This is a genomic window from Flavobacterium sp. RHBU_3, assembly GCF_046613565.1.
In the GTDB taxonomy this organism is placed as follows: Bacteria; Bacteroidota; Bacteroidia; order Flavobacteriales; family Flavobacteriaceae; genus Flavobacterium.
Genome location: NZ_JBKJHC010000014.1, coordinates 81,738 through 96,592, shown reverse-complemented (window position 1 = coordinate 96,592; position 14,855 = coordinate 81,738). Strand labels below are relative to the sequence as shown.

At 40.6% G+C, this 14,855-nt stretch carries 11 protein-coding genes; 6 read left to right on the top strand and 5 right to left on the bottom strand.

Features of this window, described 5'->3' with window-relative positions:
• Together ACLI1A_RS17465 and ACLI1A_RS17460 are read right to left on the bottom strand one after the other, a co-directional pair.
• The coding region (locus ACLI1A_RS17465; RefSeq protein WP_411409974.1) for a hypothetical protein at positions 1–267 on the bottom strand (267 nt) is incomplete at its 3' end.
• 21 nt (positions 268–288) lie between these two features.
• On the bottom strand, positions 289–549 hold the full coding sequence (locus ACLI1A_RS17460; RefSeq protein WP_411409973.1) for a hypothetical protein: 261 nt from the start codon (positions 547–549) through the stop codon (positions 289–291).
• Positions 550–691: 142 nt separating this feature from the next.
• On the opposite strand from ACLI1A_RS17460, the gene ACLI1A_RS17455 reads away from it, so the two are divergent.
• The 4 genes from ACLI1A_RS17455 to ACLI1A_RS17440 all read left to right on the top strand — a co-directional run bounded on the left by ACLI1A_RS17455 (position 692) and on the right by ACLI1A_RS17440 (position 7,264).
• Positions 692–2,038, top strand: coding sequence for a DEAD/DEAH box helicase (locus ACLI1A_RS17455; RefSeq protein ID WP_411409972.1), 1,347 nt, complete (start codon positions 692–694; stop codon positions 2,036–2,038).
• 520 nt (positions 2,039–2,558) lie between these two features.
• Positions 2,559–3,752, top strand: a complete 1,194-nt coding sequence (sucC, locus tag ACLI1A_RS17450) for an ADP-forming succinate--CoA ligase subunit beta (RefSeq protein ID WP_411409971.1) — start codon at positions 2,559–2,561, stop codon at positions 3,750–3,752.
• Positions 3,753–3,972: 220 nt separating this feature from the next.
• Complete coding sequence (locus ACLI1A_RS17445; protein ID WP_411409970.1) at positions 3,973–6,606, top strand: DNA gyrase/topoisomerase IV subunit A; 2,634 nt, start codon at positions 3,973–3,975, stop codon at positions 6,604–6,606.
• A 316-nt stretch (positions 6,607–6,922) separates the two neighbouring features.
• Positions 6,923–7,264, top strand: coding sequence for a hypothetical protein (locus ACLI1A_RS17440; RefSeq protein WP_411409969.1), 342 nt, complete (start codon positions 6,923–6,925; stop codon positions 7,262–7,264).
• A 31-nt stretch (positions 7,265–7,295) separates the two neighbouring features.
• Here ACLI1A_RS17440 and ACLI1A_RS17435 read toward each other — a convergent pair whose 3' ends face one another.
• Positions 7,296–9,221, bottom strand: coding sequence for a M1 family metallopeptidase (locus ACLI1A_RS17435; protein ID WP_411409968.1), 1,926 nt, complete (start codon positions 9,219–9,221; stop codon positions 7,296–7,298).
• A 178-nt stretch (positions 9,222–9,399) separates the two neighbouring features.
• On the opposite strand from ACLI1A_RS17435, the gene ccsA reads away from it, so the two are divergent.
• A complete protein-coding gene (gene ccsA, locus ACLI1A_RS17430; RefSeq protein WP_411409967.1) occupies positions 9,400–12,651 on the top strand; it encodes a cytochrome c biogenesis protein CcsA in 3,252 nt (1,083 codons plus the stop codon).
• 122 nt (positions 12,652–12,773) lie between these two features.
• Here ccsA and ACLI1A_RS17425 read toward each other — a convergent pair whose 3' ends face one another.
• Both ACLI1A_RS17425 and ACLI1A_RS17420 read right to left on the bottom strand, forming a co-directional pair.
• Positions 12,774–13,220 (bottom strand): response regulator, encoded by a 447-nt coding sequence (locus ACLI1A_RS17425; RefSeq protein WP_411409966.1) that lies wholly within the window; start codon positions 13,218–13,220, stop codon positions 12,774–12,776.
• A 19-nt stretch (positions 13,221–13,239) separates the two neighbouring features.
• Entirely contained in the window at positions 13,240–13,797 is a 558-nt protein-coding gene (locus tag ACLI1A_RS17420) for a helix-turn-helix domain-containing protein (RefSeq protein ID WP_411409965.1), read from the bottom strand.
• Positions 13,798–14,050: 253 nt separating this feature from the next.
• Here ACLI1A_RS17420 and ACLI1A_RS17415 point away from each other — a divergent pair, with 253 nt between their 5' ends.
• Positions 14,051–14,728, top strand: coding sequence for a hypothetical protein (locus ACLI1A_RS17415; protein ID WP_411409964.1), 678 nt, complete (start codon positions 14,051–14,053; stop codon positions 14,726–14,728).
• Positions 14,729–14,855: the final 127 nt, after the last annotated feature.

Here is a 14,855-nt window from a genome sequence, read left to right as displayed (position 1 = left end):
TAGTTCAGCCACTTTTGGCTTATAGAAATTTACATAAAAGAAATTATCTTCTTTAATACCGGCATTGTTTACAAGGTGCTTTATTTGCTCGGTTTTTTCTATATCTACTTCGGGGCTTATTCCTAAAAAAGAAATAAACTCCCTAAAGTTTTCAAACCTAAAGCTAAGTGATGTATTCAGGGAATAAGGTGTAATACTGTATTCGGGTTTGGTATGGATACCCGCTTTTTTAAAAGCTTTGCGTATTATCTCAAAATCAGTATTCATTTTGCTTGCTGTTATGTAATTTCATTCTATGGTACTGTCGTTTTTTATAACGTGTATTTTACCCGCAGGTAGGGTAGCGGTTGTATCCTTTATTATAGTAAGCCCCAGTATGGTAAGCGGTATTTCTATAGGTTGTTCGCCTGCCTTAAACTCGGCTGCTATCCTGTTATAATCTGTTTCATTTAGTACAAGGCTGTCGCCCGGTTCTACATTGCCCGAAAATAAGAAGTCGCGTATGGAGGCTACGTTTATTTCGGTTCCGAAAGTGGTGTGATTTGGCATGGTGATTATTTTTTATTTAAAGTTAGCAATGTTATTTTCAGCACTGTTCCAAGCTTTTGTTAAATCAATGTTTACAGGCTGTTAAAGCTATATTTCTGTCACAAAACTATTTGCACTATCTTTGCAGCAAAAAGCTACAGCAATGCCTACATTTTTAGACTTCGATTTGCCAAAATCACTACAAAAAGCCATAGACGAGCTTGGGTTTTCCACGCCTACACCCATACAGGAGCGTGCCCTGCCCGTAATTATGAGCGGTCGCGATATGATGGGTATTGCACAAACCGGTACCGGTAAAACATTTGCCTACTTATTGCCAATACTTAAGCAATGGAAATTTATGGCTACCGATACGCCGCGTGTACTCATATTAGTACCCACGCGTGAACTGGTGGTACAGGTAGCCGAGGAAGTAGAGAAACTTACCAAATACATGTCGGTGCGTGTGCTGGGTGTGTATGGTGGTGTAAACATTAATACCCAAAAGACAAAGGTCTATGAAGGTGTAGACATACTTGTGGGTACTCCGGGCCGTGTTATGGATTTGGCATTAGATAATGTTATCCGTTTTGATGCGCTGCAAAAACTGGTTATAGACGAGTTTGACGAGATACTGAACCTTGGGTTCCGTTTTCAGGTAACGTCTATCCTTACCATGTTAAGGAATAAAAGGCAGAATATTCTTTTCTCTGCTACCATGACCGATGAGGTAGACGAAATGCTGAATGAGTTTTTTGAATTCCCTGAGGAAGTTTCACTGGCTCCAAGCGGTACACCACTTGAAAAGATAAGCCAGCTGGGGTATGTTGTTCCCAACTTCCTTACCAAGATAAACCTGCTGAAAGACCTTCTTAACAATGAAGGTATGGAGCGTGTACTGGTTTTTGTAAACAACAAAAAAACGGCAGACCTTGTAATGACTGCGCTCGATGATGATTTTTCGGGACAGTTTGGGGTAATACACTCTAACAAGTCGCAAAATTACAGGCTTAATACCATGGCCGAGTTTCAGCGTGGCGAACTAAGGGGTATTGTTACCACCGATGTTATGGCGCGTGGCCTTGATATTTCAGATATTACCCATGTTATAAATATGGAGTTCCCCGAAGTGCCAGAGCAATACATACACCGTATAGGCCGTACCGGGCGTGCCGATAAAGAAGGTACAGCCATAAGCTTCATATCGCCAAGGGAAGAAGAAATACAGCTGGCGGCAGAGGTATTAATGGAAAAGGAGATAGAAATACTTGATTTTCCTGAAGGGGTAAAAATAGAGGAGAAGTTACTGGAGTTTGAAAAAGACAAGAAGAAGGTAAAATTCCTGATGAAAAAGGTAAAGCTAGATGGTGGTGGGGCTTTCCATGATAAAAAAGATAAAAACAAAAAGGTGAACCTGGGCGGTCCAGGAAAGACCAAACCCCGCAAAACGGCTCCGCGTAACCGTGCTGTAGAGGCCAAACGTGCCGGTAAAAAGAAAAAAGGAAAATAATTATACCAAAAATTAAAAGCCTCCCAAACGATGTTCGGGAGGCTTTTTAATACACCTGGATTTTTATATATGGTAATCCGTCCTCAAAGTTTTTCAAATTTTTTAGCCTGGTTAAAGCCGGTAGTAACTACGTTAACCGTCTTGTCCAATCTTTAGAGTTAATAGTCTTCACCCCTAAGGGGCAATGGGCTATCATCATCATCTTTGCCGCAACCCACTATAAGTATGACTATTATGGCGCAGCACATTTTGGTAAAACTTTTCATAAAAGCAATTTTTCTGGTTTATATAACGGTTTTGATATGTATGTAAGCTATAAAAGTATTAAAAAAAGCCGAATTAAATGTTAATATTGTCTGTTAACAAGATGAATAAGTCGGTAAATGGTTGCGTACAGGGCAGCCTAACATAATGTTAAAGTTATATGAGGCTTTTAGGAGGAAAAAGTTTAAAATACCTTCGGTAGTTTGATTGTATTTATTATTTTTGTTGCACTTTTAATACGATAAACGCATATATCATGAATTTACACGAATATCAGGGAAAAGAAATACTGGCAAGCCACGGTGTACGTGTGCAACGCGGTATTGTTGCAAACAACCCTGCCGAAGCGGTAGCAGCTGCTAAAGAGCTTACTGCACAGACCGGTACTGGCTGGTATGTTATTAAAGCACAAATACATGCGGGTGGCCGCGGAAAAGGCGGTGGCGTAAAACTTGCCAAAAACCTTGAGCAGGTAGAAGAAATTGCAGGACAAATAATAGGCATGGACCTTATTACTCCGCAAACTCCTCCAACCGGAAAAAAAGTACACAAAGTACTTGTTGCTGAAGATGTATACTACCCTGGTGAGAGTGAAACTTCAGAATTCTATATGTCTGTGCTTCTTAACAGGGCAAAAGGCCGTAACATGATTATGTATTCTACCGAAGGTGGTATGGATATAGAAGAAGTTGCTGAGCATACACCAGACGCTATCTTTACTGAAGAAATCGATCCATCTGTAGGCCTTCAAGGCTTCCAGGCTCGTAGGATTGCTTTTAACCTTGGCCTTAGCGGAAATGCTTTTAAAGAAATGGTATCTTTTGTTGCCGCTCTTTACAAAGCGTATACAGACAGCGATGCATCGATGTTTGAAATCAACCCGGTGCTTAAAACTTCAGATAACAAAATTCTTGCTGTAGATGCTAAAGTAGTGCTTGATGACAACGCTCTTTACCGTCAGAAGAAATATGAAGAAATGCGCGACGTTCGTGAGGAGAACCCAATCGAAGTTGAAGCTAAAGAAGCCGGTCTTAACTATGTAGACCTTGATGGTACTGTAGGCTGTATGGTAAACGGTGCCGGTCTTGCAATGGCTACTATGGACCTTATTAAATATGCAGGCTTTGAGCCGGCTAACTTCCTTGACGTAGGTGGTACTGCCGATGCTAAGCGTGTAGAAACAGCGTTCCGTATCATCCTTCGTGACCCGAACGTAAAAGCTATCCTTATCAACATCTTTGGTGGTATCGTTCGTTGCGACCGTGTTGCACAAGGTGTTGTAGATGCTTACAAAAACATGGGCGACTCTATCAGTGTGCCTATCATTGTACGTCTGCAAGGTACTAACGCCGAGCTTGCAAAAGAGCTTATAGACAACTCTGGTATGCCTATCCTTTCTGCTACCCTGTTCCAGGAAGCTGCAGATCAGGTACAAGCTGCTCTTAGCTAATAATTTAATATTGCGCACACTCCCCGCGTCATTGCGAGGAACGAAGCAATCTAAATATCAAATCCCGTAAGAAATCTTACGGGATTTTTTTGTTTCAGCTATTTATTACCTGATAAGAGGAAATTGATTATTTCACCCTTTTTTAATATATTTGTAAAAACCGTGTTTTTGCTTGTAAACACGGGGATTTTTCGACCTAACAAACACAAGGAGGCAATACATGGACGAAGAACACTTAGAGCCTTTAGAAGGGGGCGAAGCCCACTACGACCCGCAGGGACATGAGCCCGAAGCGGGCGAAACCATTACTAAAGTTACCGGAATGTACAAGGACTGGTTCCTGGATTACGCGTCTTACGTAATCCTGGAACGTGCCGTACCTGCTATTGAAGACGGTTTTAAGCCTGTACAGCGCCGTATTATGCACTCGCTTAAGGAGCTGGATGACGGCCGTTACAACAAAGTAGCAAACGTGGTGGGGCATACCATGCAGTACCACCCACACGGCGATGCCAGTATTGGCGATGCCATGGTACAAATAGGGCAGAAGGACCTGCTAATAGATACACAGGGTAACTGGGGTAACATACTTACCGGTGATGGAGCTGCGGCTTCGCGTTATATAGAAGCAAGGCTGAGTAAATTTGGCCTTGAGGTATTGTACAGCCCTAAAATTACCACCTGGCAACTAAGCTATGACGGACGTAAGAATGAGCCGGTAAACCTGCCGGTGAAGTTTCCGCTGCTGCTTGCGCAGGGAGCCGAGGGTATTGCGGTGGGGCTTTCTACAAAGGTATTGCCGCACAACTTTAATGAGCTTATAGATGCCTCTATAAAAGTTTTAAAGAACAAACCGTTTACCATATACCCTGATTTTCCTACAGCGGGTATAGCAGACATGACCAATTATAACGATGGTATGCGTGGTGGTCGTGTACGCGTGCGCGCTAAGATTTCTCAGCTTGATAAAAGTACGCTGGTTATTACACAGATACCTTTTAGTACTAATACCGGTACACTGATAGACAGCATACTTAAAGCTAATGAAAAGGGGAAAATAAAGGTTAAAAAGATAGAAGACAATACAGCCGCCGATGTGGAAATCCTTATCCACCTGCCGCCGGGTGTGTCGCCTGATAAAACCATAGATGCCCTGTATGCCTTTACGGCGTGCGAAACGTCTATAGCACCACTGGGCTGTGTGATTGAAAATCATAAGCCGTTTTTTGTAGGGGTGAGCGAAATGCTGCGTATTTCTACACACCGCACGGTAGAACTTTTAAGGCGTGAGCTGGAAATTGAACTTGGTGAGTTAGAAGAGCAATGGCATTTCCTTTCGCTGGAGCGTATATTTATAGAAAACCGTATCTATCGCCTTATTGAGGAGGAAGAAACCTGGGAGGGTGTTATACGCGCTATAGATGATGGTCTTAAGCCGTTTACCAAACATTTAAGGCGTGCCGTTACCGAAGAAGATATTGTACGATTAACCGAAATAAGGATTAAACGTATTTCGAAATTCGACATTGACAAGGCGCAGGAAAAACTTGAAGCTCTTGAAGGTGAAATTGAACAGGTAAAATACAACCTGGAACATATTATTGATTTTGCTGTTAAGTATTTCCAGAATCTTAAAGATAAGTACGGCAAAGGCCGCGAACGTAAAACCGAGATACGCAACTTTGATAATATAGAGGCTACCAAGGTGGTACTTCGTAATACCAAGCTTTACGTAAACCGCGAGGAAGGCTTTGTGGGTACCGGGCTTAAAAAAGACGAGTACGTAGCCGACTGTAGCGATATTGATGATGTTATTGTTTTCCTGCGCGACGGTAGTATGATTATTACAAAGGTAGACGTTAAAACGTTTGTGGGTAAAGACATTATACACGTAGCGGTATTTGACAGGAATGACAAGCGCACCATCTACAACATGATATACCGCGACGGTAAAAACGGCCCGAGCTATGTAAAACGCTTTAACGTATCGGGGGTAACGCGTGATAAACCGTATGACCTTACTGCGGGTACAAAAGACTCTATGGTACTGTACTTTAGCGGTAACCCTAACGGTGAAGCAGAGGTTGTTACGGTGCTGTTACGTCAGGTAGGTAGTATTAAGAAGCTGAAGATAGACCTTGATTTTGCTGCTATTGCCATAAAAGGCCGTGCCTCAAGGGGTAATACCGTTACTAAGTATCCTATTAAGAAAATAGAGCTTAAGGAAAAAGGTATCAGCACGTTAAAGCCGAGAAGGATATGGTTTGACGATACTGTTCATCGTCTTAACGTAGATGCACGCGGGGAGTTGCTTGGTGAGTTTAAGCCAAACGACAGGCTGCTGGTTGTAAACCAAAACGGTAAGCTTAAAACCATTGTTCCTGAACTTACTACGCATTTTGACGATGGTATGATTGTTTTGGAAAAATGGAACCCTGATAAGCCGCTTTCTGCGATTTATTACGATGGCGATAAGCAACGTTACTACATAAAGCGATTTGTAGTGGAAAATGAAAATAAAGAAGAAACCTTTATTACAGACCACCCAGAATCGCGACTGGAAATTGTAAGTACTGACTGGAGGCCCGTAGCAGAGGTTATTTTTGCTAAAGTAAAAGGTGTACAGAAAGAAACTATAACTGTAGATATTGAAAGCTTCATTACCGTAAAAGGTATAAAGGCACAGGGTAATCAGCTGACTACCGATAAGGTAAAAGAAATTAACCTGCTGGATCCGTTACCTTATGAGGAACCGGAGCCGGAAGAACCCGAAACTATTTCAGATGAGAATGAAGGTGACGAACCATCAGTAAGCCTGGATGACGACGGACAAATAACACTAAGCCTGGATTAGTATAAAAGCACTCTGATAAGGAGTGCTTTTTTTATGTTTAATGAGTTTCCTGTTTCAAAAACCTGTATGGATTTAGAGAAATAATAGCTTTAGTTCTTTTTCAAATCATTAATTACATTTTTACTTCCATAATCAAATTATGTATAGTTATTTTTTAAATTATTAATTTAACCGCTATTTTTTTATTTTATTATTACTTTTTAAACAAAATTTTTATTAAATTTAAATCAAATAGTGATTTGTAAAATCTGTAAGAAAGGTTTTAATAATTAATTATTAAAAATTTTAGTGTAGAATATTATTAAATCAATCAGTTATGGAACCTTATTTTTTGTTATTGCAGTTAGAAGATGATCAAGGCCATATACCTGACGAGGATACCGCTACAATTTGCGATACCGCCGCCCAGGCATTATTAACAGGTAAGGCTAATATTGTTTGTATGAGAAATGATACAGGTGTCTCTGAAGACCTCAGGGCCCATGCGAGTACTCTCAAGCGTTTTACTACCTACATTATTTTACAAATCCATGCCACAAGCTGTGATTTAGTACACAGTGCTATTTTCATCCGGAAAATATATAAGTGGCTAAAAAACTCCTGTAGTTCTGAGTTGGTTCATTCCGAAAATAATTACAGGCTTATTGCCGTTACCTAACAAAAAGAGCAGCTTATAGCTGCTCTTTTTGTTATTCCTTAATCCAGGTATTATCACTTATATTAATATCCGGTACATAGCGTCCCGGGTCTATATCCAGCATTTTTATTTTCTTGGTGGTTTTAAGGAAATGATCCCACTGGTTACCGCGCTGCCATATTTCTACCGGCAGGGTACGCACCTCGGTAGTGTTGTCGTCATAAGTTATTTTATAAACTACAGGAGCAGGCATATCGCCTTTGTTAGTAAAGGTTATAAGATATCCGTCTTTTTCTTCAGCTACAGCAGAAATGCCCAGGTCTATGTTAGCATTGCTCATAAACCATCCTCTCCAAAACCAGTTTAGGTTTTCTCCGGCAGCATTGTCCATGGCGTTAAAAAAGTCGCTTGGTTGTGGGTGCTTGTACGCCCAGTTTTTAATGTAGTTACGGAAAGCATAATCAAACCTTTCGTGTCCCAGTATGTATTCGCGAAGCATTATTAGTCCGGTAGCGGGCTTATAATAAGCTGTATAGCCTAAGTTCATTGATCTTGCTATATCAGGGTAGGTAGCTATACTTTCGCGTTTGCGGCTCTTTAGCCAGTATACATGCTGGCGGCTTTTGGCTATATTACTCGGGTACTCATTATTGTTAAAAGCCCCTGCGCTGTAATAGTTGATAAAAGTATTAAAACCTTCGTCCATCCATGCATAACGGCGCTCATTACTGCCTACTATCATAGGGAACCAGTTATGGCCAAATTCGTGGTCGGTTACTTCCCAAAGGTCGCCACGGGTACTTTGCGCCCCACAGAACGACATACCCGGATATTCCATACCACCTACATTACTGGCTACGTTGATAGCGTTTGGATAGGGGTATTCAAAATAGGTTTTAGAATAGTGTTCTATGCTACCTTTTACATACTCTGTACTGCGGCCCCAGGCATCGTTACCGTCTACTTCTTTGGTATATACAGATTGTGCCATTGCAGGTTTACCACTTGGCAGATTTATACGGGCGGCATCCCAAATAAAATTCTTGGCAGTGGTAAACGCCACGTCGCGGGTGTTTTCCATTTTAAAGTGCCATGTAACCTTACCGCTCTGCACCGGGCGGGTTACTGTAGTGTTACCGGCCTCCTCAGGAGAAATAATATATACGGTTTTATCACTGTTTTTGGCTTGTTCCAGGCGTTGTTGTTCTTGCTTGGTAAGTACTTCACCGGCATTTACTAATGAACCTGAACCGGCTACAATATGGTTATACGGTACAGTTACTTTATAATCAAAGTTGCCGTATTCTACATAAAACTCGCCTGCACCAAGATAAGGTTCGGTATTCCAGCCTACAACATCGTCGTATACTGCCACACGCGGGTACCACTGCGCCATAGAGTAGGTAGTGCCACCCTGAGTGTTAAGTCGGCCCATGCGATCCATACCCTCCTCAGGAATTTTAAATTCAAAATCCATGCTTACTGTAGCTTTGCCACCATTAGCTTTTATCGGTTTATCAAAGAAAACCTGCATGCGGGTATCGCTTACCAGGAATTTAGTACCCGTAAAACCTTTTGTCTTTGCAGTAAGGTTGGTTATATTCAGTCCGCCATCGGTATCACCGCTATAACGGTTACCTGCAACCGGGGTGGTAAGTGTACCACGCGAATTTTCAGTAAAGCGGTTCTGCTCGGCGTACATCCATATATAATACAGGTCTTGCGGGCTGTTGTTATGGTATGTCATGGTAAGCTTGCCTTTTAGGGTGTTGCTTACATCGTCGAGCTCGGCCTCTATAACATAGTCGGCATGGTTTTGCCAGTATTCCGGGCCGGGTATACCACTGGCAGCCCTGTAGGTATTGCCGCGGCGGTACATAATGTCGTCAAATTTTTCCTGGTTGGTAGGGTCGGTTTCCTGGGCAAAGGCCGTAATAGCAGTAAGGCCTATGAACCAGAATATTTTTTGTATTTTCATTAAATTAAGGTAATGGTTATGTATCCTTTGCCACCAAAGATACCTAACTTAATGTAAATAATAAAATTGATATAATATTTTACTTATCATCTAATTTTATGAAATAACGGCTGCTTCAAACTGAAGTTTTGAGTATTTTTGCATGGATTTTTTCACAACAATCTTTGTACATACACAAATGAACAAAATAGCATCTTTCCTCTTTTCTACCCGTTTAATGGCCATGTTGTTCCTTCTGTTTGCCGCTGCCATGGGCATAGGCACATTTATAGAAGACGCATATAATACCGAAACTGCACGCGTATTTATTTATAACACATGGTGGTTTGAGGGAATAATGGCAGTTTTCCTGATTAACTTTTTGGGCAACATAAAAAAATACCAACTCCACAAACGCGAAAAATGGGCTACGCTGTTATTACACCTTGCCTTTATACTAATACTTACAGGGGCTTTTGTAACACGCTACCTGAGCTATGAAGGCATGATGCCTGTACGCGAAAAGGCTACCGAACACCAGTTTTATAGTGATAAGCCTTACCTTACCGTATGGGTAGATGGTGAATACCAGGGGCAGGTAATGCGCCGCAGCTATGAAAAGCCAATACTGATGACCAGTAAAGAAGTGCCGTTTTTAGCAAGTAACTATTTTGATATTAGTGACGAGTTTAACAGCATACCGTTTGACATAGAATATAAAAACTATGTTTTAGGTGCAAAGGAAACCATAGTACCCGATGCTAACGGAACCGATTACCTGAAGCTTGTAGAACAAAGCCAGGGCAAACGTGCCGACCATTACCTGAAGGCAGGTGAGGTACAAAACATCAATAACATACTGTTTGCCTTTAATAAGCCTACAGCGGGTGCTATAAACATTACCAAGACAGGCGAGGAGTATACATTAAGTGCTCCGTTTGAAGGTAGTTTTATGCGGATGGCCGATCGTATGCAGGGTAAAGTAGCTAAGGACACAGTACAGCCGCTTATGTTCCGTTCGTTGTACAATGTGGCAGGTGCTATGTTTGTATTGCCGGAACACGCCATAAAAGGTAAGGTTTCTTATGAGTTTAACGGCGATTATAAAACCAAGGAAGAATCGGCTTTAACGGTTACTGTAAAAAGCCAGGGCGAGGAAAAAGAAGTAACCCTTATGGGTGGAATCCAAAAGGTAGGTGTACCGGTAGCCTTTAAGATAGGAAAACTTGATTTTACGCTAATCTACGGTAGTAAAACTTACGATCTTCCGTTTGATGTAACACTTAACGACTTTATAGCAAACCGCTATCCGGGAATGGAAGGCATGAGTGCCGGCTATTCTTCATTTGAAAGTAAGGTTACCATAAATGATACTGAAAAGAAAGAAAAATTTGACTACCATATTTATATGAACCACGTACTTGATTACCGCGGCTACCGTTTCTTCCAGTCGGGGTTTGATCCTGATGAAATGGGGACCAGGCTGTCTGTTAGCCACGACTTTTGGGGTACATGGCTTTCATACGCCGGTTACTTTTTATTGTACATAGGGCTTATGGCTATATTATTTGACAAAAACACCCGCTTTGGCGACCTGAAAAAGAAAATAGATAAAATCCGTGAAAAGAAGGCGGGACTTACCGCTTTACTTATACTGTTCTTTGCTTTAGGAGGGTATGCCCAAAATCATGATCATGACCATGCTAATGAAAAGAACCATCAGCACGAAAGGCCTACTGAGAAACAGCTGGATTCTGTTTTTGAGAAGTACAAGATAAGTAAAGAACACGCTGCCAAGTTTGGCCGTATCCTTATTCAGGACAATGGACGTATAATGCCTGTAAATACTTTTTCATCAGAACTTTTGCGCAAGCTGAGCAAAAAGGAAACATTCCACGGAATGAATTCAGACCAGGCGCTGCTTTCTATGTCGCTTATGGACAGAATGTGGTATGAAGTTCCGGTTATTTTCCTTGCAAGGCATAATGATAGCCTGCGAAAAATAACAGGCTTACCTATAGACGCTGAGTATGCTGCCATGTCGGACTTTTTTGACAACAAAGGCAACTACAAACTGAGCGGGGTGCTGGAAGAAGGTGCCCATAAAAAAGAAATGAACAAGTTTGATAAAGACTTTAAAGATATTAACGAACGTATAGTACTGCTAAACCTTACCCTTTCGGGGCAGTTGTTTAAGGTGCTACCGGTACCGGGTAACAAAAACCACAAATGGGTATCGTATACAGAAGCAGTTACCGACAGTATTAAAGGTATGGATACCATACGTAATATAGTGCCATATTATTTTGGGGCGCTGGGTGCAGCAGTACAATCGGGTGGTTATAAAACAGCCGATGATATACTGGATAACCTTACGGTATATCAAAAGAAAATGGGAGGGGATGTAATGCCTTCTGACGAGAAGATAGAAGCAGAGCTGTGGTACAATAAAATAAATATTTTTGAAAAGTTGTTCCAGGGCTACCTGTACGCTGGGCTTTTAATGCTGGTATTTTCCATCATTAAGATTTTTAACGATACTAAGTTTGTAAATGGCGGTATTAAGGTATTTCGTAGCATTGTTTGGATATTGTTTATACTGCATACTATAGGATTGGGAGTGCGCTGGTATTTATCGGGTCACGCGCCTTGGAGTAACGCTTACGAATCCATTATTTATGTAGCATGGGCTACCATGTTCTTTGGTTTGGCACTGGGTGCGGGCTTTACGCCAAACGTAATGCTTTACCTTGTAATGAAGATTAGCTTCTTAAGGGATTATGTAAAGCGCAGGTCAGACCTTGTAGTTGCGGCAGCTGCTTTTGTAACAAGCATCATTCTTATGGTAGCACACTGGAACTGGCTTGATAGTTCTATTGCAAACCTGCAGCCGGTACTAAACTCGTATTGGTTAATGATACACGTAGCGGTAATTGTAGCCAGTTATGGACCATTTACCCTGGGGTTAATACTTGGGCTTGTATCGCTTACATTAATGCTGTTTGCTACAGAAAAGAACAAAAAGAAACTGGACCTGAATATTAAAGAGCTTACGTATGTAAACGAAATGGCCTTAACCGTAGGGCTTGTAATGCTTACTATTGGTAACTTTTTGGGTGGGCAGTGGGCCAACGAAAGCTGGGGCCGTTACTGGGGCTGGGACCCTAAGGAAACATGGGCACTGGTAAGTATTATGGTATACGCATTTGTAATACACATGCGCCTGGTACCTAAACTAAGAGGAACATGGATATTCAACCTGTTTAGTGCATTGGCATATTTTTCTATACTAATGACATATTTCGGGGTGAATTTCTACCTTACCGGCCTGCATAGTTATGCTACCGGCGAACCACGTACGCCTGCATACTTTTACTATATGGCGGCAGGTGTGCTTATCCTTGGCGGTTTTGCATACTGGAAATACAAGACGGTACTTAAGAAAAAATAAACCCGGTAACCGGGCATAAAAAAATCCCTTTACAATATTGTAAAGGGATTTTTTTATGCTTTAAGACTTTCGACTTTATAACTTTCGACTTTATAACTTTCGACTTTATAACTTTCGACTGACTAAAGGCTTAATATAAAATTATCTTTACTAAGCCCTTCAGATATTTGTTGCCAGTTTATGTGTACCACATCGCTCAATACTTTTTTAAGCATATTAAAGTCGTTTGGTTTCTTAATATAAACATTAGCGCCGGTTGTAAAAGTTTCCTCAATATCCTGCTCAGATGAAGAAGTAGAGTATATGGCTACCGATATTTTTTTAAGACGGTCGTTTTGCCTGATTTCCCTTAGGCACTCCATACCACTTTTTCGGGGCATATTTAAATCGAGGAAAACAATGTCCGGTAATACGCTGTCGGGAGTATTAAGATAGTCCATAAGCTGCTCACCATCATTAAAGGTGCTAATCTCATATTTTATCTTTACCTCCTCAAATGCCTCCTTAAAGAAAAGGCGGTCATCTTCATCGTCATCGGCAAGCATTATTTGTAATGGTGTAGAGCGCATCAATTATTTTTAAAAGTTCTTATTTGATATCTGTAATCCTCTTTTGACGCATTATTTTCCGGAAGGCAGAGGGCGTAACCCCTGTAATATTTTTAAATTGCTGGGAAAGGTAAGCCACACTACTATAATTCATCATAAATGAAATCTCAGTTAACGATAAATTTTCTGTTAATAATAACTGCTTTACTCTTTCAATCTTGTGCAAAATAATGAAATTTTCGATTGATATGAAAGTAACTTCTGAAAAAACCTGGGAGAGTGTACGGTAATTTTCACCAAGCTTTTCCGACAGAAACCGCGATATTTTAAGAGATTGCATCCCTTTATCTGCATAAAGCATTTCCAGGATTACATTCTTTATTTTTTGAACCATTATATTCTTTTGGTTGTCAACGATTTCAATCCCGAATGCTTCCAGAGATTTTAAAAAACTGCTGTAAACCTCGGGCGATACATTATTTTTTAGGTTTACATACCCCGGCTCTGTCACTCTGCTGTCTATATTAAATTTATCCAGTTGTTGCTGCAGCAAAACTTTACACATCGTGTCTATGTTATACTTAAGGTAAAGCTCCATAGGGTATTTTTTGTTAAAACCGGTTTTTGTAGGATATCTTCTTGAGTTATAAAAGTATAAAAATTTATAGTACTAATACTTACAGTTTTGTATCCTGCATAATATTGTAATATGTTTAACAGTGTTAAATATTAATGGTTTGTAAACGTGTGCTTTAGTTTGGTTTTTGTTTTGTAGAATTTTATAAAAAAATATTAAATACTTGCTTTTGTATAATCTAAACCAAGTATTTTTATGGGATAAATACTACTATATGCAGCAGCTTTTACCCCCGGATGGCGGTATAATTTATACCGAAACCGACATGCATTTTCTGTTTCCGGAACCACATAATGCCATTACATCATGTTTTTTCCTGATTATAGCCATTTACTGGACAGTTAAACTATGGGGCAGGGGCAGGCAGCATACCTTTCTGAGTTTTGCTCTGGTACTTTTGTATATAGGAGGTATAGGCGGTATGATTTATCATGGCCTGCGTCAGTGGTCTTTTTTTATAATGATGGACTGGGTGCCTATTATGCTGCTATGCGTTTTTGCAGGAATATATTTTATTAGCCACCTTACTAAGTGGTATTTTGCGGCACTTCTCGTTGTTGCTTACATGATTTTTTGGTATTTTTTACGAGCCAGCCTCAGAGGAACTACCGATATACAGTTGTACATTAATATTAACTATGCTGTAATGGCTTGTATTGTACTACTTCCTGTTTTGGGTTATTTAATAAAAACTAAGTTTAATCACGGCAGGTGGGTGGGCTTTGCTTTTGTGTCATTTATATGCGCACTTACGTTTCGTGTAGCCGATCCGTGGCAATGGTTAAGGTGGGGTACTCATTTTTTGTGGCACACATTTGGTGCGGTGGCAGCCTTTAGTATGTTTATGTATTTATATCTTATAAATAGTAAAATAGGCACAGCCGGTAGATAAACTAAATTAAAAAGCCTGTTTGCGGAGGCTTTGCAAACAGGCTTATAGCATTATACGGTATATATCCGACAACGTGTATTATTAAACTGAAAAGTTTGTTGCCGGAAAGAAAATTTTAACGTACCGA